This window comes from Nocardia brasiliensis ATCC 700358 (assembly GCF_000250675.2).
Classification (GTDB): Bacteria; Actinomycetota; Actinomycetes; order Mycobacteriales; family Mycobacteriaceae; genus Nocardia; species Nocardia brasiliensis_B.
On record NC_018681.1, the window covers coordinates 374,466 to 397,662 of the forward strand.

Below are 23,197 nucleotides of genomic sequence, written 5' to 3' on the forward strand. Positions count from 1 at the left end.
TGCACGCGCACGGCCGCGGAGCGGTTCGCCTACGCTTCGATCTGCGTGGTCAGCGGTCGTTCGGCGAACGAGTGGCCCGCCTCGATCTGGTAGACACCGGGTACCGGACGCCATGCGTCCCGGTCTTCGTCCCAGATCTGGAATGCCCGGTCCGGGAGGGTGATTCGTGCCTCGACCAGCTCGCCGGGGTCGGCTTCCACCCGCGCGAACCCGGCCAGCCAGCGAGCCGGTCGCACCACCGAATCCGCGACGGGTGCGAGATAGACCTGCACCACCTCACCGCCGCGGCGGGCGCCGGTATTGCGCAGCCGCACGGTCACCGTCGTCGCCTCCCGCTCGATCGACTCGTATTCCCATGTGGTGTAACCGAATCCGTGCCCGAACGGGTACGCCGGCGCGGTGCCCGCCCGCTCCCAGGCGCGGTAGCCGATGAACAGATCCTCCCGATAGACCAATTCGCCGTCGGTCGGCGTGACCTCGGAGACCGGGCAATCGGCCAGGGCGACCGGCCAGGTGGTCGGCAGCCGCCCGCCCGGTTCGGTGTCGCCGAGCAGGACCTCGGCCAGTGCCGCCCCGCCCTGCTGGCCGGGGAACCAGCTCAGCAGCACCGCCGAAACCTGGTCCCGCCAAGGCATTTCCACCGGCGAACCGGCGTTGACGACCACCACGGTGTGCGGGTTGACCTCGGCCACGCGGTGCACCAGCTCGTCCTGCCGGCCGGGCAGGCGCAGGTTCGTGCGATCGAAGCCCTCCGATTCCACCTGCTCGGTAGTGGCGACCACGACCACCGCGACGTCGGCGTTGCGCGCCGTCTCGACGGCCTCGGCGATCAACTCGTCCGGGTCGCGCCGGGGATCGGCGTGCCCCAGGGTGAAAAGGACGGCCTGGATGGGCATGTCCGCGAACTTCACCGGCGTGTGTGTCATCGTCACCTCGACCGTCGTCCCGGCCGTCAGCTCGACGGTGCCGCGCGTGGTGGGGGTGCCGAAGAAGGCCTCGAAAGGATCGGAGCCGGTGAGGGTTTCGGTGCCGTCGAACAGCACCGAGTCGCCGACCGTGAGCCGGAAATCGCCGATCCCCTTGGTGCCGAACGCGTGCGCGCCGGTCTCCTCGGGCGTGAAGGTGCCGCGCACCTCGACCGTGTGCAGGTCGGCGTAGGCGACACCGTCGGGTAGTTCGCCCAGCCAGTTGACCGTGCCGTTGGGCAGCGAACTCTCGCCGAGCAGCGCACCGTCGGCGTCGAAAATGCGGGCGCGCAGGTCGAATCCGCGGCCGGCGGCGCTGAGTTCGTCGCTCGGGGCGGCGCCGATCGCGTAGGTCAGGGCGCCGGGCGGCAGCGCGGCGGTGAGTCCGTCCAGCGGGGAGACCACCGACGCGGGGAACACGGTCGCCGAGCCGCCGCCGAGGATGCGCGCGTCGCGGGCGGCGAGCCCGAGCAACGCCACCTTCGTCCCGTCCTTCGCCAAAGGCAGCGCGGGCCGCCCGCCGACCTGCTCGTTGCGCACCAGAACGAAACCGCGACCGGCGATTTCGTGCGCCAGCGCGACGCCGTCGATCTCGTCCGGCAGCGTGGTCACCGCGGGCTCGGCCCCGTCGAGCAGGCCGACCCGCGCCGCCAGCCGCAGCACGTTGCGTACCGCGGCATCCACCACGGACTCCTCGACCTCGCCGTTGCGCACCGCCGCGGCGAGCGCCTCGCCGTACACGCCACGCGGTCCCGGCATCGCGACATCGAGCCCGGCGGTGATCGCCGGGACCGTCGAGCGGGCGGCGGTCCAGTCGGAGACGACGAAACCGTCGAAACCCCATTCGCCGCGCAGTATTCCGGTGAGCAACGCGTGGTGCTCGGTCATGGTCGGGCCGTTCACCCGGTTGTACGCCGCCATGATGCCCCACGGGCCCGCATCGCGGACGATCGCCTCGAACGGTGCCAGATACAGTTCGCGCAGAGCGCGCGCGGACACCACGTTGTTCACGGTGAAGCGGTCGGTCTCCGCGTCGTTGGCGACGAAATGTTTGACGGTGGTGCCGATTCCGCCGTCCTGCACGCCGCGGACGTACCCGGTCCCGATCTGCCCGGTGAGGTACGGGTCCTCGGAGTAACACTCGAAATGTCTTCCGCCGAGCGGAGATCGGTGCAGGTTCACCGTGGGCGCGAGCAGCACGTGCACGCTCTTGCGCCGCGCCTCCTGCGCGAGCAGCCTGCCCGCCCGCCGGGCCAGCTCCGGGTCCCAGCTCGCGGCGAGCGCGGTCGGCGAGGGCAGCGCGATCGACGGATCATCGGCCGTCCAATGCACCCCGCGCACCCCGATCGGCCCGTCCGACATCACCAGCGAACGCAGCCCGATCTCCGGCAGGGCGGGCAACGACCACATGTCCTGCCCCATCAGCAGCCGGGCCTTCGCGTCCAGGTCGAGTTTGCCGATGGCCGCCGCCACGACTTCCTCGCGGGCCGGGTCGAGCTGGGTCATGGTGAACTCCTTTGTCTCGCAACGACAATGCGCGTGGCGGTCGCGAAACGGTCGGCGGTCGCCACGAAGGGCGGAGCGTGCGGCGGGCGACGCCGCCATGCTCACCTAATCAATAGTAGGTGAAGTTATGTTTTCGTTATCTTCAGATAAGTCTGCGGGCTCGGCTTCCGGTCCGAGCAGAGCGATGAAGTTCCGGAAGGAATCACCCATGTCAACAGTCTGCGGGTCGAGCAGCCATTGCGTCTGCAAACCGTCCATCACCGCGAGCAGCAGCGGCGCCACCTGTTCCGGGGTGCGCCCGCCCGCGAGTCGGTCTCCGAACTCCGCCCGCAGCAGCTCCGTGACCTTCGTCCTGGCGTTCGCGTACCGCTCGACGAAGTAGGCGCGCGCCGGATGCCGGCCCGTGACGCTTTCGGCCGCCAGCGCCGTGAACGTCTGCACCACCCCGGGCCGCATCGCGTTGTACTCCACCAACTGCGCGATCGACGACAGTCGCGAACTCGCCGCGGGCCCGGCCAGGAACGCCGCGGTATCCCACCGATCCCGCGCCTCCAGCACCGCGACCAGCAGGTCCTCCTTACTCGCAAAGTAGTGCAGCAGCCCGGGCTGCGTCAGCCCCGCCCGCTCGGCCACCGCCGCCAGCGAAGCCCCCCGATACCCCCGCTCTGCGATGACCTCTCGCGCGGCCTCGAGAATCTCCTCCCGCCGCCGATCCGCCTGCGCCGCCCGACCGCCACGTCCCTCAGTCACCGCCCGAGCCTAATCCGGCGGTCGCGCTGTGCCCTCGATCTCGACGCGTGCGAAACAGCCCCCGGAACTCCGACGGTCAGCGCAGCTTTTCGACGACGAGTTTGGTGGCGGCGGCGACGAGGTCGTTGCTGGGTTCGGCTGCTGTGGTGGATTTGCGGGTTTGGATGGCGATGACAAGGGGGGCGCGGCCGCCGTCGGGCCAGGTGACGGCCGCGTCGTTGGCCATGCCGTAGTCGCCGGTGCCGGTTTTGTCGCCGGTGGTCCAGCCTGCCGGGACGCCCGCGCGAATGCGCTTGTCGCCGGTGGTGTTCGCCTTCAGCCACTTGGTGAGCTGGTCGCGTTCGGGAGCGCCCAGGGCATCGCCCAGGACCAAGGCGCGGTAGTCGGCGGCGAGCGCGGCGGGGGTGGTGGTGTCGCGTTCATCGTCGGGCAGGGCGGTGTTGAGATCCGGTTCCCAGCGGTCGAGGCGGCTGACCTGGTCGCCGAGGGTGCGCAGAAAGGCGGTGAGTCCTTGCGGCCCACCGAGTTCGCGAAGCAGCAGGTTGCCCGCGGTGTTGTCGCTCTGGGTGATCGCGGCGTCGGCTATCTGGGCGATGGTCATGCCCTCGGCCACTTTGGTGCTGGTGACCGGCGAATAGGTGACCAGGTCGGCTTCGGTGAAATGCACGACCTTGTCGAAGTATCCGGTGGCGAGCGGGTGCGCCTTCAGCAGTGCGCCCGCAGCGAGCCCTTTGAAGGTGGACAGGAAGGGCATGCGCTGGTCGGCGCGATTGGTCAGCGTCTTCCCACTGCCGGTGTCGACGGCGAACAGCCCGAGCTGGGCGTCGTACTGCTGTTCCAGCGCAGTCAGTTCGGCGGGAGCGGCCACGGCCGCGGTGCTCGCCACGGCTGATTCGGTCTGTGCCGCAGGGGAATCGGTACCGCAGCCGGCGAGCAGCGGCAGGACCAGCGCGGCGGCGGCCAACGCCACCCGGGTATCACGTGTGAACCGAATCATCCCACCACTTTTGCAGGCGGGTGATCATCCGGCAACTGCGACCGCGGTCCGGTTGACCTGCGGAAATGGTCGCGGGATGCGCATGTGCGCACCCCGCGACCAGGCACTCAGCCCTGCGCGGGCGGCGGTGTCGAGGCGCCGTCGAGCCCGGCGCGCACCCCTTCTTCGATCCGCTTGCCGATCTCGGGATCCACCTTGGTCCAGTATTCGAAGACCCGGCTCAGCACCGGCTCCTGCACGCCGCCGAGCACATGTCCGACGACGTTGCTCACCAGACGGTCCCGCTGCGCATCGTTGAACACCTCGCGCACCAAGGTGCCCGGCTGGGTGAAGTCCCCGTCCTCGGCGTGCTCGATATAGCCCGCCCGCACCATGGTCGGCTCGAACTCCCAGAGTCCCCCGTCGGGCGCCTGCGCCGGATCGGCGTGCGGCCCGCCGTACGAATTCGGCGCGTACACCGGCACATTCGCGTCGTTGTAGAAGTACCGCATGGCGCCCTCCTTGGAGTAGGAGTTCACCTGCGCGGCGCGCGGCAGGTTCGGCGGCAGCTGCGCGTAGTTGGTGCCGATCCGGTAGCGGTGCGCGTCCGCGTAGGCGAACACGCGGCCGAGCAGCATCTTGTCGGGCGAATAGCCGATGCCGGGAACGACATTCGACGGCTCGAAGGCGGCCTGCTCGATATCGACGAAGTAGTTGGCCGGGTTGCGGTTCAGCGTCCACTTGCCGACCTCGATCAGCGGGTAGTCCTTGTGCGACCACACCTTGGTCAGGTCGAACGGGTTGAACCGGTAGTTCTCCGCCTCGGCGACCGGCATCACCTGGACGTGCAGCGTCCAGCTGGGGAACTCGCCGCGTTCGATCGCATCCCACAGGTCTTTGCGGTGGTAGTCGGCGTTCTCGCCGGCGATCCGGTCGGCGTCGGCCTGGGTCAGATAGTCGATGCCCTGGTCGGTCTTGAAGTGGTACTTCACCCAGAAGCGTTCGCCCGCGGCGTTGATCCACTGGTAGGTGTGCGAGCCGTAGCCGTTCATGTGCCGGTAGGTCTTCGGGATGCCGCGATCACCCATCAGCCAGGTCACCTGGTGCGCCGACTCGGGGCGCAGCGTCCAGAAGTCCCACTGCATGTTGTGGTCGCGAAGTCCGTTGCCGGGCAAGCGCTTCTGCGAACGGATGAAGTCGGGGAACTTGATCGGGTCCTTGATGAAGAAGACCGGGGTGTTGTTGCCGACCAGGTCGTAGTTGCCGTCCTCGGTGTAGAACTTCACCGCGAAGCCCCGTGGGTCGCGCCAGGTGTCGGGGCTGCCCTGCTCGCCGGCGACGGTGGAGAACCGGACCAGCGACTCGGTGCGCGCGCCGGGCTGGAACAACTTGGCCTTGGTGTAGCGGCTGACGTCGTTGGTGACGACCAGTTCGCCGTAGGCGCCCGCGCCCTTGGCGTGCACGATCCGCTCCGGCACCCGCTCGCGGTTGAACTGGGCGAGCTTCTCGATCAGGTAGTGATCGTGCAGCAGGATCGGGCCCTGCGTGCCCGCGGTGAGCGATTCGTTGTCGCTCTCCACCGGGGTGCCGGTATTCGTCGTTGTCGGCTTGGTCATGTTCGAAGCCTCCTCGTCGGTGCGAATGTCCCAGGGGTGGGCTGTTCCCCCGGGACTCGATCAGGATTCTTGCCGCGTGGATGTACGGCATTGCGGGCACAGACCCCAGAAAACGACTTCTGCCTCGTCGATCGCGAACCCGTGTGCGTCGTCGGGTTCCAGGCACGGGGCTGCGCCCACGACACAGTCGATGTCCACGACTGTGCCGCAGCTGCGGCACACCAGATGGTGATGGTTGTCTCCGGTCCGGGTCTCGTACAGCGCCGCCGATCCGGCGGGCTCGATCCGGCGCAGGATCCCGGCGTGCACGCAGGCCCGCAGGACGTCGTAGACGGCCTGGGTGGAGACCGAACCCAGCGCTTGCCGGACGGTGGCGGCCACACGATCCGCATCGGTGTGCGGTGCGGCCGCGACCGCGTCCAACACCGCGATCCGCGGGGCGGTGACCCGCAGACCGGCCGCGCGCAGCTGCGCCTTGGCGTCGGTGTGGTTGGTGTGCATGACTTCGATACTCCCCTCTTTTCTGGAATGAGTCAAGAAAAGAGGAGGCATGTCATGCGTGGAATACTTCCGCGCCGGTGGTCGTTGATCACCACTGTCGGCGTCCGGACAGCCCCGGGCCTCACCCTTTGTCGCTACGTGCGACCACTCGCCGAGAGGCGCTTGTGGGACGTCGGCACGAGTCGTGACGCTGGCGTGGCGTCCGGCGACTCAGCGCCGCCAGGTCGTAGGACCTGGCGGCGTTTGTGGTTTCTGACGCGCCGGGCCGGGCTGGCCCGATCCGGGCGAGCGCGGCGATAGCCTCGTGCGCATGGGGCGATGCAGTGGATTCCTGGTCGGGTTCGCCGCGCTGGCACTGGTGGCCGGGAATCTGTGCACCGGCACCGCGCACGCGACCCCTGACCGCGCGTCCGGCGACGTGCGCTGTGCGGTGTCGCCGGGTCGCGAGTTCGCTCGCGCCGAGCCCGAGCAGGTCGGCCTGGATCGCGACCGGCTCGCCGACGCGCTGACCTTCGCCGCCACCCGGGCCCGTTTCAATGTGCAGGTGTTCCGGCACAACTGCCTGATAGGCGAGGGGCCGACGAACGCGCAGACCGGCAACGTCGCGTGGAACATCTGGAGCTCCACCAAGAGCATCGTGTCGCTGCTCGCGGGAATCGCTTGGGACCGAGGCGAACTCGATCTCGACGCGCCGATCGACCGGTACCTGCCTGCGGGACTCGGGGACGCCGAGCATCGCTCGATCACCGTGGCGAATCTGCTCACCGAATCCTCGGGCATGCGGGTCGGCGCGCTCACCGAGGGCATCACCGGCGTGATCCCGATCGACCCGAACAGCGCGGTGCAGGCGTTGGGTATGCCGCTGGACCACCCGCCGGGCACCACGTTCCGGTACAGCCAGCGCAACGTCGACCTGCTCACCTATGTCATGGAGCTGGCGGTGGGCGAGCCGTTGCAGCAGTTCGCGCAGCGCGAGCTGTTCGATCCGCTCGGCATCGAACGCGGCGACTACTACTGGGCGCGCGATCGTGCCGGGCACACCTACGGTTACGCCCACTTGATGATCCCGCCGAACGATTTCGCCAAACTCGGCCTGCTGGTGAGCAACGACGGACGTTGGGGCACAAAGCAAATCGTCTCGACGGAGTATTTGCGCGCGGCACTGCGGCCGTCCGAGCCGAACGAGTGTTACGGCTACCTGTTCTGGCTCGGGCCCGAGTGCGCGGCACCGCTCTACAACGTGCCGGAGGACATCTTCATGATGGACGGGCTGGGCATGCAGAACGTCTTCGGCATCCCCAGCCTCGATCTGACGGTGGTCTGGACCGGCTTCTTCGGTAACAAGAGCAGCGGCGGATTGACCGGCACCCTGCAGAATCAAGCCGAACTGCCCTACGAATTCTTCCGGCGACTCTTCGCCGCCTTCCACGATCGGCCCCTGCCCGACCCCGGCCCGTTCGTCGAGCCGCCGGTGCGGCTGGATCCGCGCACCTACGTCGACGAGGACATTCTGCTCGCGGTGTTCGGCATCGGCCCGAACGCCTATCCGGGCTGCAACGTCTTCTCCTGCCTGGACTATCCACTGGCTCCGCCCTTTTGGGATACCGCACCGGGATGTGCGATTCTGCTGTGCACCGGGCCCGGTGCGCCAGGAATTCGCTGAATCTCGGCCCGCCCGGCATCCGTCATTCCCCGGTCTGTCCTGGACGCACGCGATAACCTCGTGTCCATGGGGCGATTCGGTGGATTCCTGATCGGGTTCGCCGCGCTATCGCTGGTGGCGGGCCACGGCGTCGTCGCGAGCGCGCAGGCAGAGCCCGGCCGGATATCGGAGACGGCGAGTTGTGCGGTGTCGTCCGGCCGCGATTTCGCCAGGGCCGAACCGGAGCAGGTCGGCCTGGACCGGCAACGGCTCAGTGCCGCATTGCAGTTCGCCGCCACCCGAAACCGGTTGAACGTGCAGGTGTTCCGGCACAACTGCCTGATCGGCGAGGGTCCGACGAACGCGCAGACCGGCGATATCGCGTGGAACATCTGGAGTGCCACGAAGAGCGTGGTGTCGCTGCTCGCCGGAATCGCCTGGGACCAGGGCAAGCTCGATATCGACGCCCGGATAGACCGGTACCTGCCGCCGGGCCTCGGCGATGCCCAACATCGCTCGATCACCGTGGCGAATCTGCTCACCGAAACCTCGGGGATGAAGGTCGGCGTGCTGACCGAGGGTGCCACCGCGGTGATTCCGATCGATCCGAACAGCGCGGTACAGGCATTGGGGGTGCCACTGGACAACCCGCCCGGCACTGTTTTCAGCTACAGCCAGCGCAACGTCGACCTGCTCACCTACGTCATGGAATCGGCGATCGGCGAACCGCTCCAGCAGTTCGCGCAGCGGGAACTGTTCGATCCGCTCGGCATCGAACGCGGCGACTACTACTGGGCCCGGGACCGTTCCGCACATACCTACGGCTACGCGCACCTGATGATCCCGCCCAACGACTTCGCCAAGCTCGGACTGCTCGTCGGCAATGACGGACGCTGGGGTGCAACGCAACTCGTCTCCCGGGAGTATCTGCGACAGGCGCGCACGCCGTCGGCGACCAACCGGTGCTACGGCTATCTGTTCTGGCTCGGGCCGGGTTGTGCCGAATCCGCGGCGATTCTGCCGTCCGATGTGTACATGATGGCCGGCCTCGGCATGCAGAACGTCTTCATCGTGCCGAGTCTCGATCTCACCGTGGTGTGGACCGGGTTCTACGGCAATGTCAGCCAGTACGGTCTGTCCGGCGTGATCCAGAACACCCAGGAACTGCCGTACGAGTTCTTCCGCAGGCTCTTCGCGGCGTTCCACGAGCCGCCGATTCCCGATCCGGGACCGTACGTCGAACCGCCGATCCGGCTCAACCCCGGCCAGTTCGTCGACTTCAACTTCGTGCTGGCGGTTTTCGGCGCGGGGCCCTTCGCCTATCCCGGATGTAACGTCTTGTCCTGCCTGAATTCCCCACTGGCGCCGCCATTTTGGGACACCGCGCCGGGGTGCGCCATCCTGGTCTGCCTGGGCCCCGGCGCACCCGGCATTCGCAGGTAGAACTCGTTCAATCCGCCCGGCGTAGTGCGCCTTCCAGGCCGTCGAGGATGAATTCCAGCTGGCGGACGAACAATTGGTCGCGTTCGGTCGACAGATCGTTCGTGGGCGGTGCGGCATAGCGTTTGTGCAGATACGGATAGCTCCGGGCGGCGGACTCGGCGGCCGGCCAGATGCTCGCGTACCACTGCGTTTCGCTGAGCCCGCTGCGCTGCACCACCCGGAGCGAGGCGGCCTCGGACATGGTGATGCCGAAGGCGTAGCCGAGGACGGTGCTCATCGCGAGGTCGGCGGTGGCCGAGTCCATTCCGGCCTGCTCCAGCACACCGAGAAAGCCGTCGGTGCCGCGCATCATGTTCGGCCCCAGGTACAGGGTGCCGATTTCGCCGATCATCGATGACAGCCACGGGTGCCGCAGCATGGTGCGGCGCAGTGCGACGGTGAAGTCGGTGACCGCCGCACGCCAGCCGCGCGGGTCCGCCGGATCGGGGACCGGGAGTGCGCCCAGTGCGGCGTCGGCGACCAGTTCGATCAGCTCGTCGCGATTGGCCACGTGGGTATACAGCGAGGTCGCGCCGGCATTGAGTTCGGCGCCGAGTTTGCGCATGCTCAGCGCTTCGAAGCCCGCGCTGTCCAGCAGTGCGAGCGCTGCCGCGACGATCTGTTCGCGGCTGAGCGCGGGCTGTTCGCGTCGTGGTTTCCGCGGCCGCGCCCACACGGACGCGATCGGTTGTTCCTTCGCCGGCATGCGTCTGCTCCTTTCGGGCCTCGGCCCAGCATAGCCGCCGAGACCGCACATCGTGCGGTCTGACGCACACTGTTGGGTATTGCGCACGTTGTGCGCTGACCGTACAGTGTTCGAATATCCGCACGGTGTGCGGCGGGGTTTATCCAGAAGGGTTCACGAACATGACCGAATCGACCGAAGAGGTGGCTGTCGCGGCGCGCGATCCGCGCCGCTGGCTCATCCTGATCGTGCTGTGCTTCAGCTCATTGGTGCTGGTCATCGACAATATGGTGCTGAATGTGGCGATCCCGCAGATCGCCACCGACCTGGGTGCGGGCGCGCAGGACATTCAGTGGATCATCGACTCCTACATTCTGGTTTTCGCCGGACTGCTGCTCACCTCCGGCAGCCTGTCCGACCGATACGGTCGTCGGCTGGTGATGGTCATCGGCCTGTTCCTGTTCGGCGCGGCGTCGGCGCTCGCGGCCTTCGCCACCACCTCGGAGTTGCTGATCGGCGGCCGCGTGCTGATGGGCATCGGCGGCGCGTTGATCATGCCGAGCACGCTGTCGATCCTGATCACCGTCTTCGACGAGCGGGAACGGCCGAAGGCGATCGGCGCGTGGAGCGCGGTCTCCGTCGTCGGCATGGTCGGCGGCCCGATATTCGGCGGCTTCCTGCTCGATCACTTCTGGTGGGGCTCGGTGTTCGTGTTGAACGTGCCCATCGTGGTGGTGGCGATCGTCGCGGCGTTCCTGCTGATGCCCGAATCCCGAGGGCCGTGGCGCAAGCCGGACCTGCCGGGCATGCTGCTCTCGGTGATCGGCATGACCGCGCTGGTGTGGACCATCATCGTCACCCCGATCGACGGATTCACCGCGCGTGGCACCTTGACGGCGTTGGTGATCGCGGTGATCTCGTTGGCGGGCTTCGTGATTCGCGAGCTTAGTACCGAGTCGCCGATGGTTCCGCTGGAACTGTTCCGCAACCGGATCTTCACCGGCTCCAGCTTCTCGCTGGTGCTGCTGACCTTCGCCAGCGGCGGACTGCTGCTGGTGCTGACCCAGTACCTGCAATTCGTGCTCGAGTACACGCCGACGCAGACCGCGTTCGCGTTCACGCCGATGGCCGTCGCGGTACTGGTGTGCAACGGCATCGGGGCGTCGCTGGCCGGCAAGGTCGGCAACCGGTGGATCGTGGCGACGGGCCTGGTGATCACCGCGACCGGGTTCGGCGTGCTGGCGACGCTGGATGTGGACGAGAGCTTCTGGATGCCCGCGGTGGCGCTCGCGCTGCTGGGCAGCGGCATGGGTCTGGCGATGCCCGCGGCGATCGGCGCGCTGATGAGCGCGGTGCCCGGCGACCACGCCGGCGTCGGCTCCGCGCTCAACGACACCATTCAGCAGGCGGGCGCCGCGCTCGGCGTCGCCATCCTCGGCGCGGTGCTGGCCGGCAGCTACACCGGCCAAATGCCGGACGCCGCACCGGAACACGCCAGGGAAGCCATCTCCGATGCGTTGGCCCTGGCGAGCGCCACCGGTGACGGCGCGCTCGCCGCCGCCGCTCGTTCCGCGTTCACCGTCGCCATGTCCACCACGTTCGTCGCGGGCGCCTGCGCCGTGCTCGGCGCGGCCGCCTTGGCGCTGGTGCTGATGCGTGAACGTGCCGGGCGCACAGTCGATTCGGCGGAGGGGGAGAAGATCGTGCCGGATTCGGTCGGCGCGGACCGCTGACCCTGCCGAATCTCACTGCGCCTCCGGCACTTTCGCCGGAGGCGCAGTGTGGTCAGGGCGCTCGGCGGGTGGTTGAGCCGAAGTAGTGCGGGGGCGGGTGGACGGCCCGCTGCGGTGGGATGCGCCGTGGCAACTCCCGGCGGTATCGGCGCGAACGCCTACGACCGCATGTAGTAGGCCTGGTCCGGGTGGACCAGGCTTTCCGGCCGACTGCTACAGCAGGCCCCACCAATACAGCACACAGGCCAGTACCCAGACCACCACGGTTTCCATCGTCGTTCCAATCTCCTTGGCGCACTTGTCTCCATCATCGGCTATCCGGGACCGCGTGCTACAAACTCCGCACATTCGTCGCCGTATCGGCACCATCACCTGCAATTTTTCCCCTACAAGGTGTTCTTAAGTGCGTGCTAAGCCGCCGACGGCATTGTTTGAGTCACACCGAATACACCGGGTGCTCCGGTTGACGGGGTGCAGAGCCACCACCGGGGGTGGGGAACGGGGCTCGACCTGTCTTCGAGGGGTTGGCAGGTCGGGTCCCGGGGGTTGAGAGTGCCTGCCGGGCCGGTCCACGAGGGGTGACCGGCTCGGTAGGCCACTCGGGACACGGGGTATACGCCTTCGATGGCTCTTCCCGGAGCTGGCGGGCAACTCGGCGTTGCCACTGCCGAAGGTAACCACGGGGTGCGCAGGCGCCGGTCTCGGGTCGGACGGGCGGCCGGACCGGTTTCGGAGGGTGATCGGTCCGGGCAGCACGACTGGAACTTGTTCTAGACACTTTTGCCATTTTGTCTTACCGTCACTACATGTTGATCGATGCGTATCGTCCGGCTCCGGTCTTCGAGTTGCGATCCGGCCCCACCTGGGTTTCGCCGTGGGCGATGTATGCCGCGCTGCGCGAACAGGACCCGGTCCATCACGTGGTGCCGCAGGCCCGCCCGGCCGCCGACTACTGGGTGCTGACCACCCACGAGCACGTGTACGCCGCCGCCCGCGACAGCGAGACCTACTCCTCCCGCGACGGGCTGACCGTGGAGTACGGCGAACTGGAACAGATCGGCCTCACCGACAATCCACCACTGGTGATGCAAGATCCGCCTGAGCACACCGACTTTCGCAAACTCGTCGCCCGCGGCTTCACGCCGCGCCAAGTGCGCGAGGTGGAGCCGGTGGTGCGGCAGTTCGTTCGCGAACGCCTGGACGGCCTCGCCGCCGACGGCGGGGGCGATATCGTCGCGCGGCTGTTCAAACCGCTGCCGAGCATGGTCGTCGCGCATTACCTGGGTGTGCCCGCCGCGGACCGGGGCCGGTTCGACGGCTGGACCGACGCCGTCGTCGCGGGCAGTACCGATCGGGCCAGTACTCAGGCGCTGCCCGCCTCGATGGCGATGATGGGTTACTTCGCCGAGCTGATCAAGCGGCGCAGAACCGATCCGGGCGACGATACGGTGTCGTTGCTCGTACAGGCGGGGATGGCGGCCGACGATGCCGATGTCCGTGGCCTGGTGCAGATTCTGGCCTACACCTGGACCATGGTGGCCGGGGGCAACGACACCACGACGGGCCTACTCGGAGGCGCTGTCCAACTGCTGCAACAACATCCGGACCAGCGGGCGGCGCTGGTCGAGGACAGGGACCGGATCGGTACGGCCATCGAGGAATTCGCCCGGCTCACTGCGCCGGTGCAGTGTTTGGCGCGCACCGCGACGCGGCCACTTCAGCTGGGCGGCAAGTCGATTCCCGCCGGACGCAAGGTGCTCCTGGTCTTCGGCTCCGCCAACCGGGACGAGCAGGCGTTCGGCGGCGACGCCGCCGAACTCGACATCGACCGGAATCCGCAGCGCATCCTCACCTTCGGCCACGGACCCCACCACTGCCTGGGTGCCGCGGTCGCCCGGATGCAGGCCCGGGTCGCGTTGGAGGAACTGCTCGAACGCTTCCCCGGCTATGTGGTGGATATGGATTCGGTCGAATACGCGCCCGGACCGTATGTGCGGCGGCCGACCACGCTCGCGTTCCGGTGTGCGGCATGAGCGGCTGGCTGGCGGACGGTCGCGCGGAACTGGCGAGCGAGCGCATCCTCGACGCGGTCCGTGCGCTGTTCATCGAGAAGGGGGTCAGCGGTATCGGCATGGCCGAAGTGGCCGAGGCCGCAGGGTGTTCGAGGGCGACGCTGTATCGCTACTTCGAGAATCGCCAGGCGCTGTACGTGGCCTTCGCCGGGCGCGAAGCGCGCCAGGTGGTCGAACGGGTGTGGCGTGATCCGGCCCGCCCGGCGGCCACGGACCCGGCGGACCGCTTGCTCGACGGGCTCACCGCGTTGCTCGCGGAGGTGCGCAAGACTCCGCACCTGGCGGTGTGGTTTGCCGCGGACAACGCCGGAATCGTTGCGCAGCTGTCGAATTCGTCTGCAGTGCTGGACGCGCTCGCCGCCGACTTCGTGTCCGGTTTCCGCCCCGGCCTGCCCACGACGGCGGCGCAACGCGTCGGCCAGTGGGTGATCCGTGCCATGGTCTCGCTGCTGACCCTGCCCGGGAACGGCGAAGACGAAGAACGAACCATGCTGCGTACCTTCGTGCTTCCGTTTCTGCTGGACGAGCGGACCGTGGTCGAGTAGCCGGATTACCCGGCGATGCTGTGTGCCGGGTAGTCCGGCAGTTCGTAGGACTCGGTCTTGGTGAACATTCTCATCATCAACGGCCGCAGCACCTTCGAGGTCATCAGCTTGCTGAGCGTCTGGCCCGCCCGGATGCCCCACGCGGTCTCGGGCGTCATGGCCTTCAGGCCGCCAGGGGCGAGTTCCTGCGCCTTCGCGATGAACGGGCGCAGCACCTCCTCGTAGCGGGCCAGCGCCAGCTCGGGATCCGCGCCGTGCGAGGCGATTTCACCGGCCAGCACGTAGGCGCCGAGCAGCGCCATCGCGGTGCCCTGCCCGGACAGGGGTGAGCCGCAGTAGCCCGCGTCGCCGAGCAGCACGACCCGGCCCTGCGACCAGGCGGGCATGTCGATGCGCGCCAGCTCGTCGAAATAGAAGTCGGTCGCCCCCGGCATCGCGGCGGCGATCCGCGCCGCTTCCCAGCCGCCGCCCGCCAGCTTGCGCCGGAGCAGGTCCTGCTGGGCCGCGACATCGCGGCGCAGCGCGGGGTCGGCCGGTATGCGCACTGTGATCAGGGCCTTCGAGGTGGCCGGGTCGGCATCCGGGCGCAGTCCGATATTGGTCGCGCCGACCAGCGAGTGCGTGGTGAACCAGTGGTCCTCCGCGTCCGCGGCGCTGGGCATGGTGAAGAAGGACATATACCCGCCCAGGTAGGTGGAGAACTGCTCCTCGGGGCCGAACACCATCCGGCGGGTGCCCGAGTGCAGGCCGTCCGCGCCGATCAGCACGTCGTAGCGGGCGCTCGTGCCCGATGCGAAGGTGACGTCGACGCCGGTTCCGTCCTGGTGGATATCGGTGATCCACTCGCCGTAGCGGTAGTCCACGCCGCCCTCGGCCGTCAGCGCGTCGAGCAGAACCTGGTTCAAATCCCCACGGGTGATCTCGATTTCGGCGATGGCGCCCTTGCCGTCGAACAGCTCGGTCGGCATCCGGACGATGTCGCGGCCCGCGGCGTCGACGAACTTCATGCCGCGCTCGTCCAGCTGGAAGGCGCGGATGCCCGGCATCAGACCCATCCGTTCGGCGACCTCGGCGCTCGGTCCCCGCAGGTCGACCGCCTGTCCGCCCGGCCGCGGGGCGGCGGCGCGCTCGACCACGGTGGCCCGGATGCCGGCCCGAAGCAGTTGCAACGCAACGGCGTTGCCGCCGATGCCGCCGCCGGCGACGAGGACGCGGGGCTGGGTGTGGGTGCTCATCTGTTGTTCCCTTGCTTGCTCGAATGTCTTAGACATATGTCTACAGCAGGCTGAGACATGTGTCTAGTACAAACGTGTAAGACGAGCGTTCAGGGTTGGTCAGTGCTGGATATAGGCCTTCCATCCGCCGAACGACGTGATGTCGGTGGCGGTGATCGCGGCGTCGTAAGTGCACGCGAAACCGATCACCGAACGGCCATCGGACAGTTCGATGCTGGTCAGCGCCATCGGGGCGGGCAGAGCAGCCAGGAACTCGCCCAACCCGGCGGTAGCGACGCGGAACAGTTCGCCGGCGATGGGGGCGCCTAGGCCCGGGCCGTGCCGCACCAGTCCAGGTTTCGCCGGTGTGGTGTCCAATGCGGTCAGGCGGTAGGCGTCTGTCGTGCGGATGTCGCCGGCGAAGCGCGCGCCGATCTGCTCGAGCTGCCAGTGCAGCGGTTGACCGCGCAGGTGCGCGCCGAAGACGGCTAGTTCGACACCGCGCTGTACCAGCAGCGGCGCGGTTTCGGCGCCGAGCAGGCGAGCTGCGAGATCGATGCCGACCTGATCGGCGAACGCGGCGGTCACCAGCATGACGCCGAACGGCGCACCGTCGGCCGTGGGTGCGCCGGGCACCGCCACGGCCGCCAGATCGAGCAGGTTGCAGAAGTTCGTGTAGGTACCGAGCCGGCGGTTGATACCCAGCGGATCCGCCTGCACCGCAGCGATACTCGGATGCTCGGTAGTGGTCGGCAGCAGCAGTGCGTCGTAGTCCGCAAGCAGCTCGGCGGCGGCCGCACGGGCGCGCGCCAACGCGTCGAGATCCGCGGCGAATCCCGGACCCGTTGTCTTACCCGCGGATTCGATGATCGCGGCGACCGTCGGGTCCGCACCGGCGGGCGCGGTGGCCAGGAACTCGCCGACCGCGGCATGACGTTCGGCGACGATCGCGCCGTCATAGAGCAACCGCGCGGCCTCGAGCAAGCCGGAGATATCGACTTCTTCGAGCGTCGCACCGGAATCAGCCACGGCGGCAACAGTTCTGGTGAACGCCCCGCGATACGATGCACACAGTGCGGCGAGGTCGGCGGCGCGCGGGACCGCGATACGCGCCGCCGCCGGTGCCGCCAGCCGGACATCGGCCGGCCAGGTGCGACTACGCGGATCGCGTGGCTCGGGCCCGCACATCACCGCGGCCGCCGCCACCGCCGTATCGAGATCGCCGGCGAAAACGGTGACCGCGTCGTAGTCCGCGCACGCGGGCACCACGCCGTGCGTCGGGATGATGCCCAATGTCGCTTTGACACCGACGATTCCGTGATAGGCGGCGGGCACGCGGCCGGAACCCGCGGTGTCGGTGCCGATGCCGAGATCGGCGATTCCCAGCGCGACGGCCACCGCCGAACCCGAACTGGACCCACCGGAGACCAGTGCTGGGTCATGCGCGTTGCGCACCGCGCCGTACGGACTGCGCGTACCGACCAAACCGGTGGCGAACTGGTCGAGATTGGTCTTGCCGAGCACGACCGCGCCCGCCGCGACCAGCCGTTCGATCGCCGACGCGGTGCGCTGCGCGGTGTAGGCGAATTCGGGGCATGCCGCGGTGGTCGGCAGGCCCGCCACATCGATGTTGTCCTTGACCGCGACCAGTAGACCGGCCAGCGGCAGCACCGCGCCGGCGGCCAGCCGCGCTTCGATCGCCGCGGCCTCGGCGGCGACCGCCTGCTGGTCGCGCAGCGTGATCCACACCTCGGGTCGATCCACCTCGGCGATCCGCTGATACGCGGCGGTCACGCGTTCGGTGGGGGTTGCGGTCCTGGCTGGGTCGCCGGTGGTCATTCAGTCGACTCCGATCACTGCTGGTGGGGATTCCCGTATTTCGGCGTGGTCTATTCGGCGGCCATCGCGGCGATGGCCCGGGTGACGCGGTCGAGCACCACGTCGAGCGATGCGCCGATATGTGTGTGCAGCAGCCGGTAGGCGAGCGAAAGATCTTCGGCCAGTAAGGCATCGAGGATGTCGAGGTGTTCGGCGATGGTGGTCTCGACGCGGTTGTTGACCATGAAGTCGTACATCCGGACATGCCGGATGCGGGAGTTCACCGCCTGCAGGGCCCGCACCATTTCGGCGTTGCCCGCGGCCGTGAGCAGCGTGACGTGGAATTCTTCGTCGCGCACCACGAATCCCGGTTCCTGCGCGGGCGGGTCGGCGCGCAGTGCCAGCCACGCGTCGCGTTCCGCCTCGAGCAGGGCACGGTCGTGCGACACCGCCGGGTTCGTCAGCGCGCGCTGTATTCCGCCCAGTTCCAGTGTGGTTCGCAGCTCGTAGAGGTCGCGGATCAACGGGATGCTCGGACGCACCGGGCTGAACCCGAACTCCTCGCGTCGCAGCAGGCCGTCCGCGCAGAGCACGGTCAACGCCTCACGGATCGGTGTCCGTGAGATGCCGAACCGCGCCGCCAGCTTCGGCTCGGTCAACCGCTCCCCGAACTTGATGTCCCCGTTCATCAACTCTGCGCGCAACGCCGCATACACCACATCCCGCAGCGGCCGCCCGCCCGCACTCTCCAGTGTGCCCGCCCGTGTCGACATACCTGTATACGCTACCGACCTCGCATTTCATCCACATGACACCAAGTAAGCACCCCGTAACCCACCCGCCCTCAAAGCATCAACAACTCGGCCCGCAGCTTGGGATACGGATCCACAATCCGCCGCGGCACTTCCGCCCGGACGACCGATCTGAGCTCCAGCAACTTCGGTCCGGCGACGTAGTGGCGTGCGCGGGTCTCGCCCCGCGCGGCCAGCAGTCCGATCTCGGTCAAGGCTTTGAAGTCGCGCGAGGCAGTGCGCTCGTCGATCGCCGCGCGCACGAGGTAGCCGTGCCTGCGGATGCGGAACCCGATCAACGCGTCGTACAGGATATCGGTAACCCGTTCGGGCAGTTTGAGTTCGGTGGTCCGCTCATCGAGGCGAAGCCAGGCGCGTTCGGTGCGCCGTAGTCGTCCCTCGACCGTTTGGGCTTGGATGTCATGGGCACGCAGGTTGAACTTCAGCCACAGCCCGGCGTCTCGTGTCGGGGACCAGACGCCGGCACCGGTGATCGCCAGAATGCGGTAGTAGTCCTCGGTATTCACGCCGAGCCATTCCTCGATACTGCAAAAGGTCGGTTCGGCGAGACCACCGCGGGAGACGACGAGAGTTTGTAGTGCGCGTGCCATTCGGCCGTTGCCATCGCGAAAGGGATGGATCATCACCAGATTCAGATGCGCCATCGCACCCGCGACGATCGGATCGGTCTCGTTTCCCAACGTGTCCGCGAATTCGGCCATCAACTCCGGAACCATCGCTGAACCCGGGCCCTCGTAGACCGCATCACCGGTCGATTCATCGCGCACGTAGATCGCTCCGGTGCGGTACTGGCCGGGGCTCTTGGACAGATCGTGGCCGAGCATCATGAAATGCAATGCCTTGATGGTGGATTCGTCGACGGACGCACTGCCCTGCGCCACGGTGAGGACATAGCCGAGGGCCTGCCGGTATCCGCGGATCTCGGCGAAGGTCTGTTCGTCCGCGGTCAGCGCCTCTTCGTAGTCGACGGCAGCCGCCGCGTCATCGGTTTCGACGTGGTAGCCCTCGATGCTGTTCGAGCCCCGGATGGCGCGAGCCATGAGATTGCGGCGCAGCAAACCGGGCCACCGTTTCGGCACCCGCATCGCCGAGGCCAGATTGTCCCGACGACGGTAGATTCCGGCGAGCACGATCTGGTCGGTGGCGTCGAGTACGGGGGTTGTGTAAAGCACCGCACACCTCCATGTCCTGATGTCTCTAATCTTAGGACAAAGGTACGAAGATTGTCTCAAAATTAGGGACAACGGGACTCTGTGAACTGGCCATGGGAATTCGGCCGCACGTCGAGAGCGGTGCGCGGGGGGTTGGCTGGGGGTGGGAAGGGGCGCACACTTTTAGGGTCGGCGGGCGTGGAAACGGGGCTGGTCCAGTTGGATGAGGTGGCGTGTGCGCGCCGGACACAATGGGGTGCTGCGTCGTGATGGGCTACAGCGAGCACGGGGAACAGGCCCGGATCGAGCAGGTGCCGCTGTCGCATCTGTCGCTCGAGGTCGGCCACTTCTCGGTGCCGCAGATCGCGCACGACATGGATCAGGTGCTGCGCCGGTTTCGCTGGATCGCGCCGTTGGCCGAGGCGTTCATCGCCGTCGCCCGCGCGGAATTCGGCTCCCGGGCGCGGGTGAGTACCTGCTATGTCCTCGACGACTACACCGCGCCGAATGCCGACCCGCGGGACATCCTCGGCAAGTTACTCACCGCGGCGGACGAAACCGGTGTGCGGATCGACTATCTGGCCCGCCGAGCGGGCTGCGCGGCGGCGATTCCACGCGACGACGACGGCGGGTCATCAGGTGCGCCGATCAGCCTCGCTGAGCTGGTCGCCGCCAGTATCGTTGCCGAGCCGGATGTTTCGTCGTCGACCGGGCGTCGGCCGCCGACCGCGGAGTCCGGCTGGTTGTGCAACGGCCGCCGCCCGTCGGACGGGGAACAACCGCAGCACATGTGGATGCTGCCGTTCCGCCCCGCGGAGGAGTTCGGCCGAAGCGAGCATTCGATCTTCCTGGATGTGCAGCTGTGGAGTGAGCGCACCGAGTCCGTCAACGGGCGCAACGAAATTCACCGCCGATGGTCGGCGCCGCTGCTCACCGCGGTCTGGCAGTTGCTGCGGCTCGGCGCGCTGCGCTACCACGGTGCGGCGGTCGTGCGGCCGCAGCTGTTCTCGCCCGAAACACCGTGGCCTAGCCGGTGGCAAGAACTACCGGCAGTAATGCAACTCGCACCCGACGCAGCTCCGTTCGCGGCCTACCGGTCGATGTCGATCGTGCCCAAACATCGCGCCGCTCTGGTTCATTCGATGCAGCTGATCCTGGATCACCTGGACGTGGATCGTGCCGTGATCGATCAGCTCGTCGCCCGCGGAGCCGCGGAGGAGGTGCCGGTCACGGTGTCGCGCAAGATCTCCGACCGCGTTTCCCATTTGCTGTGGGACGGAACGTGAATGACTGCGCTGCTGGTCCTCGGTGAGATACAGACCTGCCTGGCCCCGTCGTCCGCCGTGCTGTCGCGTCCGGCGATCCAGGAACTGCTGGAGCTGATACCCGGCAGGCCGGTCCGGTGGCGTGAACGTCCTGGGACGCTTGCCGTTTCGGACGCTCCGCCGGTCGGTGTCGACTGTGCACTGGTTCTCGACGGCGCCGCGTCGGCCGCCGGGTTGGTCGGCACGGTCGCCGGCCGGGTGATCGTGGTGGGCGGACGCCTGCTGCAGAGTTCGGTGTGCACCAGGGTGGTTCGTGCGCCTGCGCGACGTCGCCAGACGTGGTCGCACTATACGAGCCAGATCGGCACGACCGAGTTGTTCGGCGCGAGCGGTGCGCGCGAACCGCTCATCGACGCGCTGACCGCCGGTTATCTGGACGGCCCGGCTACGGCGGAAACACTCGACCTGGCCTCGATCGGCGACCGCCTGCTCCTGCGGCTGCGCGCCGATCCATGCCTCGACCAGTTGGTACCCCTGAGCACAGGAACCACACGGCTGCGTTGGACGGCGCGCATCGGCGGTTCGACGGGACCGGCACTGGGCGTGCGATTGGACGATGGATCCGTGCGTTCCGCCTGGTTAGTGGTCCGCCATGCGGCCGAACTCGAATCGGTACCGGGCCTCTGCGCGGATCTGGCGGTGCACGACTGGCTCTTGACCGCAGTCGGCGGGGCGCTGGAGCAGGCGGACCGATTCCCCGCGGCGGCGCCGCAGCGAGGTGAGATCGCGGCAGCCGTGCTGCAACATCTGGCGAGCCTGTGGATGCCCGGGGCACATAGTCCCGCCGAGTTACGCGGCCTGTGGAAGGGTCTGCAATCGGATCCGGGATTCTCCCGGCAATGGACCGCGTCGATCGGGCAAGTGCGCGATCGGCTTTCCGTGGCGCAATGGCATGCGCATTATGAACGTGGCTCGCGCGCTTGATGTTCGAGAATCGTATTCCGGTCAGAGTTTGTACTCGAGTATGTCGCGAGGCTCGCCGATGCCGAAGTAGTGCTCCTCATAAGCGGTCCAGGTGAAACCCATTCGCTTGTATAGGTTATAGGCCGACTGGTTGGTTGGCCGGACGGTTATCAGGATGCTGCGCACCGAGTGTCGGCTGCACAGCTCGATCGCCTGCGCCAAAAGGGTTGACCCGTAGCCCCTGCCGCACTTGCTCTCGGTGACGGCGAAGCTGAGCAACCAGGCGCGCCGATCGGGGGTGAGGGCGACCAGCAGGTGCCCGCAGACGACGTCGTCCACCTCCGCGACCAGCCAGTCGCAGCCGTGCAGGTCGAAGAGCTGGCGCAACACGAAGTAAGGGTAGGCGTCGGCGCCGAACCGTTCCTGCTCGACCGCCGCGACACGGGCGAGATCGGAGAGTGCGGCCAACCGGTACACGGGCGTCGATGACGCTGTCGCGATGTCCACTGTGTTCCCTTGCGCGGTAACGCGGGTCATAAATCAACAGCGTAGGCGTTTGCTCGCATGTTCGGCGGGCGCACGGCACACGCTGTCCGGATCGAGGTAGTTTATGCGCCATTGCGTTATTCCGTCGGGGCGGCCCCGGGATGACCAGGGCGGCCCGGTGGTAATTCGGCGGGATATCTCGTTGCTCGATATTCGCCGATATGCGCCTCAGGCAGTCTTTCCGGTTCCCGGGCCACCCTCGGCGACCCGAATATGCTGCGCAGTGACCGCTTCGGCGGCGTCGCTCGCCAGAAACGCGACCACTTCCGAGATTTCGGTTGTTTCGCTCACGGGACCGAGCAGGCGCGCTGCGGTGGTCGCGTTCGGGTCGAGGTTGCCGGTCGCCGCACTCACCGCGTTGACGGCGATGCGCCGCGGTGTGAAGTCCGCGGCCAGTGCGCGGGTGAACTCCGCGATTGCCCCCGTGGCGGCCTCGTCGACGGTATTGCCCGGCGGGGCGGCGTTCGCGACGGTGATGACCCGTCCGCCGTCGGCCAGATGCGCCGAGGCGAGTTGCAGGCCGTGCAGCACGCCTCGCGCCGGGGTCGCGAAGGCGCTGTCGAATTCGTCCGCGGTGAGCTCGGCCAGGGAAGTGCTGAGCGCGGCAGCCGTGGTGGTCACCAGCACATCCCAGTGCCCGCACTCTTCGAGCAGGGCCTGCACCAGTTCCTCGTATTCGAGGCGATCGCCGATATCGGCCGCGAGCGCCAGCGCCGAACCGCCGGAGCCGGTGATCTCCTTGACCACATCGGCCGCCGATTCCGGTGCGTGCGGATGCTGGATCACCACCTGTGCGCCCTGCGCGGCGAGCGAGACGGCGATCTTCTTGCCGACGCCGGTGTCGCCACCGGTGATCAGCACGGTCTTCCCGGCCAGCGTTCCGGTGACGTCCTCGGCGGGTGCGCGCATGATTCGGCCTTTCGGAGGGGGCGAAACCGATTCTGCCCCAAGGTGA

19 protein-coding genes are annotated in these 23,197 nt (G+C 67.7%); 7 read left to right on the forward strand and 12 right to left on the reverse strand.

What is annotated here, in order from left to right; all coding sequences use genetic code 11:
- Positions 1 to 29: 29 nt before the first annotated feature.
- The 5 genes from O3I_RS01660 to O3I_RS01680 form a co-directional block, all read right to left on the reverse strand.
- On the reverse strand, positions 30 to 2,471 hold the full coding sequence (locus tag O3I_RS01660; protein WP_014981152.1) for a glycoside hydrolase family 3 protein: 2,442 nt from the start codon (positions 2,469 to 2,471) through the stop codon (positions 30 to 32).
- A 105-nt stretch (positions 2,472 to 2,576) separates the two neighbouring features.
- On the reverse strand, positions 2,577 to 3,221 hold the full coding sequence (locus O3I_RS01665) for a TetR/AcrR family transcriptional regulator (protein ID WP_014981153.1): 645 nt from the start codon (positions 3,219 to 3,221) through the stop codon (positions 2,577 to 2,579).
- 76 nt (positions 3,222 to 3,297) lie between these two features.
- Positions 3,298 to 4,218 (reverse strand): class A beta-lactamase, encoded by a 921-nt coding sequence (gene bla / locus O3I_RS01670; RefSeq protein ID WP_014981154.1) that lies wholly within the window; start codon positions 4,216 to 4,218, stop codon positions 3,298 to 3,300.
- Positions 4,219 to 4,325: 107 nt separating this feature from the next.
- A complete protein-coding gene (locus tag O3I_RS01675; protein WP_014981155.1) occupies positions 4,326 to 5,813 on the reverse strand; it encodes a catalase in 1,488 nt (495 codons plus the stop codon).
- Positions 5,814 to 5,873: 60 nt separating this feature from the next.
- Positions 5,874 to 6,314 carry a Fur family transcriptional regulator gene (locus O3I_RS01680; RefSeq protein WP_014981156.1) on the reverse strand — a complete coding sequence of 147 codons (441 nt, stop codon included), beginning with the start codon at positions 6,312 to 6,314 and terminating at the stop codon, positions 5,874 to 5,876.
- Positions 6,315 to 6,624: 310 nt separating this feature from the next.
- Between O3I_RS01680 and O3I_RS01685 the strand changes: the two genes are divergently transcribed.
- Both O3I_RS01685 and O3I_RS01690 read left to right on the forward strand, forming a co-directional pair.
- The gene (locus tag O3I_RS01685) at positions 6,625 to 7,977 is read left to right on the forward strand and encodes a serine hydrolase domain-containing protein (RefSeq protein WP_014981157.1); all 1,353 of its coding nucleotides are present in this window, start codon (positions 6,625 to 6,627) and stop codon (positions 7,975 to 7,977) included.
- A gap of 66 nt (positions 7,978 to 8,043) precedes the next feature.
- Positions 8,044 to 9,399, forward strand: a complete 1,356-nt coding sequence (locus tag O3I_RS01690) for a serine hydrolase domain-containing protein (protein WP_014981158.1) — start codon at positions 8,044 to 8,046, stop codon at positions 9,397 to 9,399.
- A 7-nt stretch (positions 9,400 to 9,406) separates the two neighbouring features.
- Here the strand turns inward: O3I_RS01690 and O3I_RS01695 are convergent, their stop codons facing one another.
- Entirely contained in the window at positions 9,407 to 10,144 is a 738-nt protein-coding gene (locus O3I_RS01695; RefSeq protein ID WP_014981159.1) for a TetR/AcrR family transcriptional regulator, read from the reverse strand.
- 161 nt (positions 10,145 to 10,305) lie between these two features.
- Between O3I_RS01695 and O3I_RS01700 the strand changes: the two genes are divergently transcribed.
- From O3I_RS01700 to O3I_RS01710, 3 genes are all read left to right on the forward strand, one after another.
- Complete coding sequence (locus O3I_RS01700; protein WP_014981160.1) at positions 10,306 to 11,856, forward strand: MFS transporter; 1,551 nt, start codon at positions 10,306 to 10,308, stop codon at positions 11,854 to 11,856.
- An 806-nt stretch (positions 11,857 to 12,662) separates the two neighbouring features.
- Complete coding sequence (locus O3I_RS01705) at positions 12,663 to 13,889, forward strand: cytochrome P450 (protein ID WP_014981161.1); 1,227 nt, start codon at positions 12,663 to 12,665, stop codon at positions 13,887 to 13,889.
- A complete protein-coding gene (locus tag O3I_RS01710) occupies positions 13,886 to 14,473 on the forward strand; it encodes a TetR/AcrR family transcriptional regulator (RefSeq protein WP_014981162.1) in 588 nt (195 codons plus the stop codon). Before O3I_RS01705 ends, O3I_RS01710 begins: the two co-directional genes overlap by 4 nt.
- Positions 14,474 to 14,478: 5 nt before the next feature.
- Here O3I_RS01710 and O3I_RS01715 read toward each other — a convergent pair whose 3' ends face one another.
- The 4 genes from O3I_RS01715 to O3I_RS01730 form a co-directional block, all read right to left on the reverse strand.
- Entirely contained in the window at positions 14,479 to 15,708 is a 1,230-nt protein-coding gene (locus O3I_RS01715) for an FAD-dependent monooxygenase (protein WP_014981163.1), read from the reverse strand.
- Positions 15,709 to 15,807: 99 nt separating this feature from the next.
- On the reverse strand, positions 15,808 to 17,526 hold the full coding sequence (atzF, locus tag O3I_RS01720) for an allophanate hydrolase (protein ID WP_014981164.1): 1,719 nt from the start codon (positions 17,524 to 17,526) through the stop codon (positions 15,808 to 15,810).
- Positions 17,527 to 17,576: 50 nt separating this feature from the next.
- Complete coding sequence (locus tag O3I_RS01725; protein ID WP_014981165.1) at positions 17,577 to 18,278, reverse strand: GntR family transcriptional regulator; 702 nt, start codon at positions 18,276 to 18,278, stop codon at positions 17,577 to 17,579.
- Positions 18,279 to 18,349: 71 nt separating this feature from the next.
- Complete coding sequence (locus O3I_RS01730; protein WP_014981166.1) at positions 18,350 to 19,489, reverse strand: Fic family protein; 1,140 nt, start codon at positions 19,487 to 19,489, stop codon at positions 18,350 to 18,352.
- Between the two features lie 248 nt (positions 19,490 to 19,737).
- Between O3I_RS01730 and O3I_RS01735 the strand changes: the two genes are divergently transcribed.
- Together O3I_RS01735 and O3I_RS01740 are read left to right on the forward strand one after the other, a co-directional pair.
- Entirely contained in the window at positions 19,738 to 20,754 is a 1,017-nt protein-coding gene (locus tag O3I_RS01735) for an SCO2522 family protein (RefSeq protein ID WP_014981167.1), read from the forward strand.
- Positions 20,755 to 21,717 carry an SCO2521 family protein gene (locus tag O3I_RS01740; protein ID WP_014981168.1) on the forward strand — a complete coding sequence of 321 codons (963 nt, stop codon included), beginning with the start codon at positions 20,755 to 20,757 and terminating at the stop codon, positions 21,715 to 21,717.
- Between the two features lie 21 nt (positions 21,718 to 21,738).
- Here the strand turns inward: O3I_RS01740 and O3I_RS01745 are convergent, their stop codons facing one another.
- The gene (locus O3I_RS01745; protein ID WP_029904084.1) at positions 21,739 to 22,173 is read right to left on the reverse strand and encodes a GNAT family N-acetyltransferase; all 435 of its coding nucleotides are present in this window, start codon (positions 22,171 to 22,173) and stop codon (positions 21,739 to 21,741) included.
- 237 nt (positions 22,174 to 22,410) lie between these two features.
- Positions 22,411 to 23,151, reverse strand: coding sequence for an SDR family oxidoreductase (locus O3I_RS01750; protein ID WP_014981170.1), 741 nt, complete (start codon positions 23,149 to 23,151; stop codon positions 22,411 to 22,413).
- Between the last annotated feature and the right edge of the window lie 46 nt (positions 23,152 to 23,197).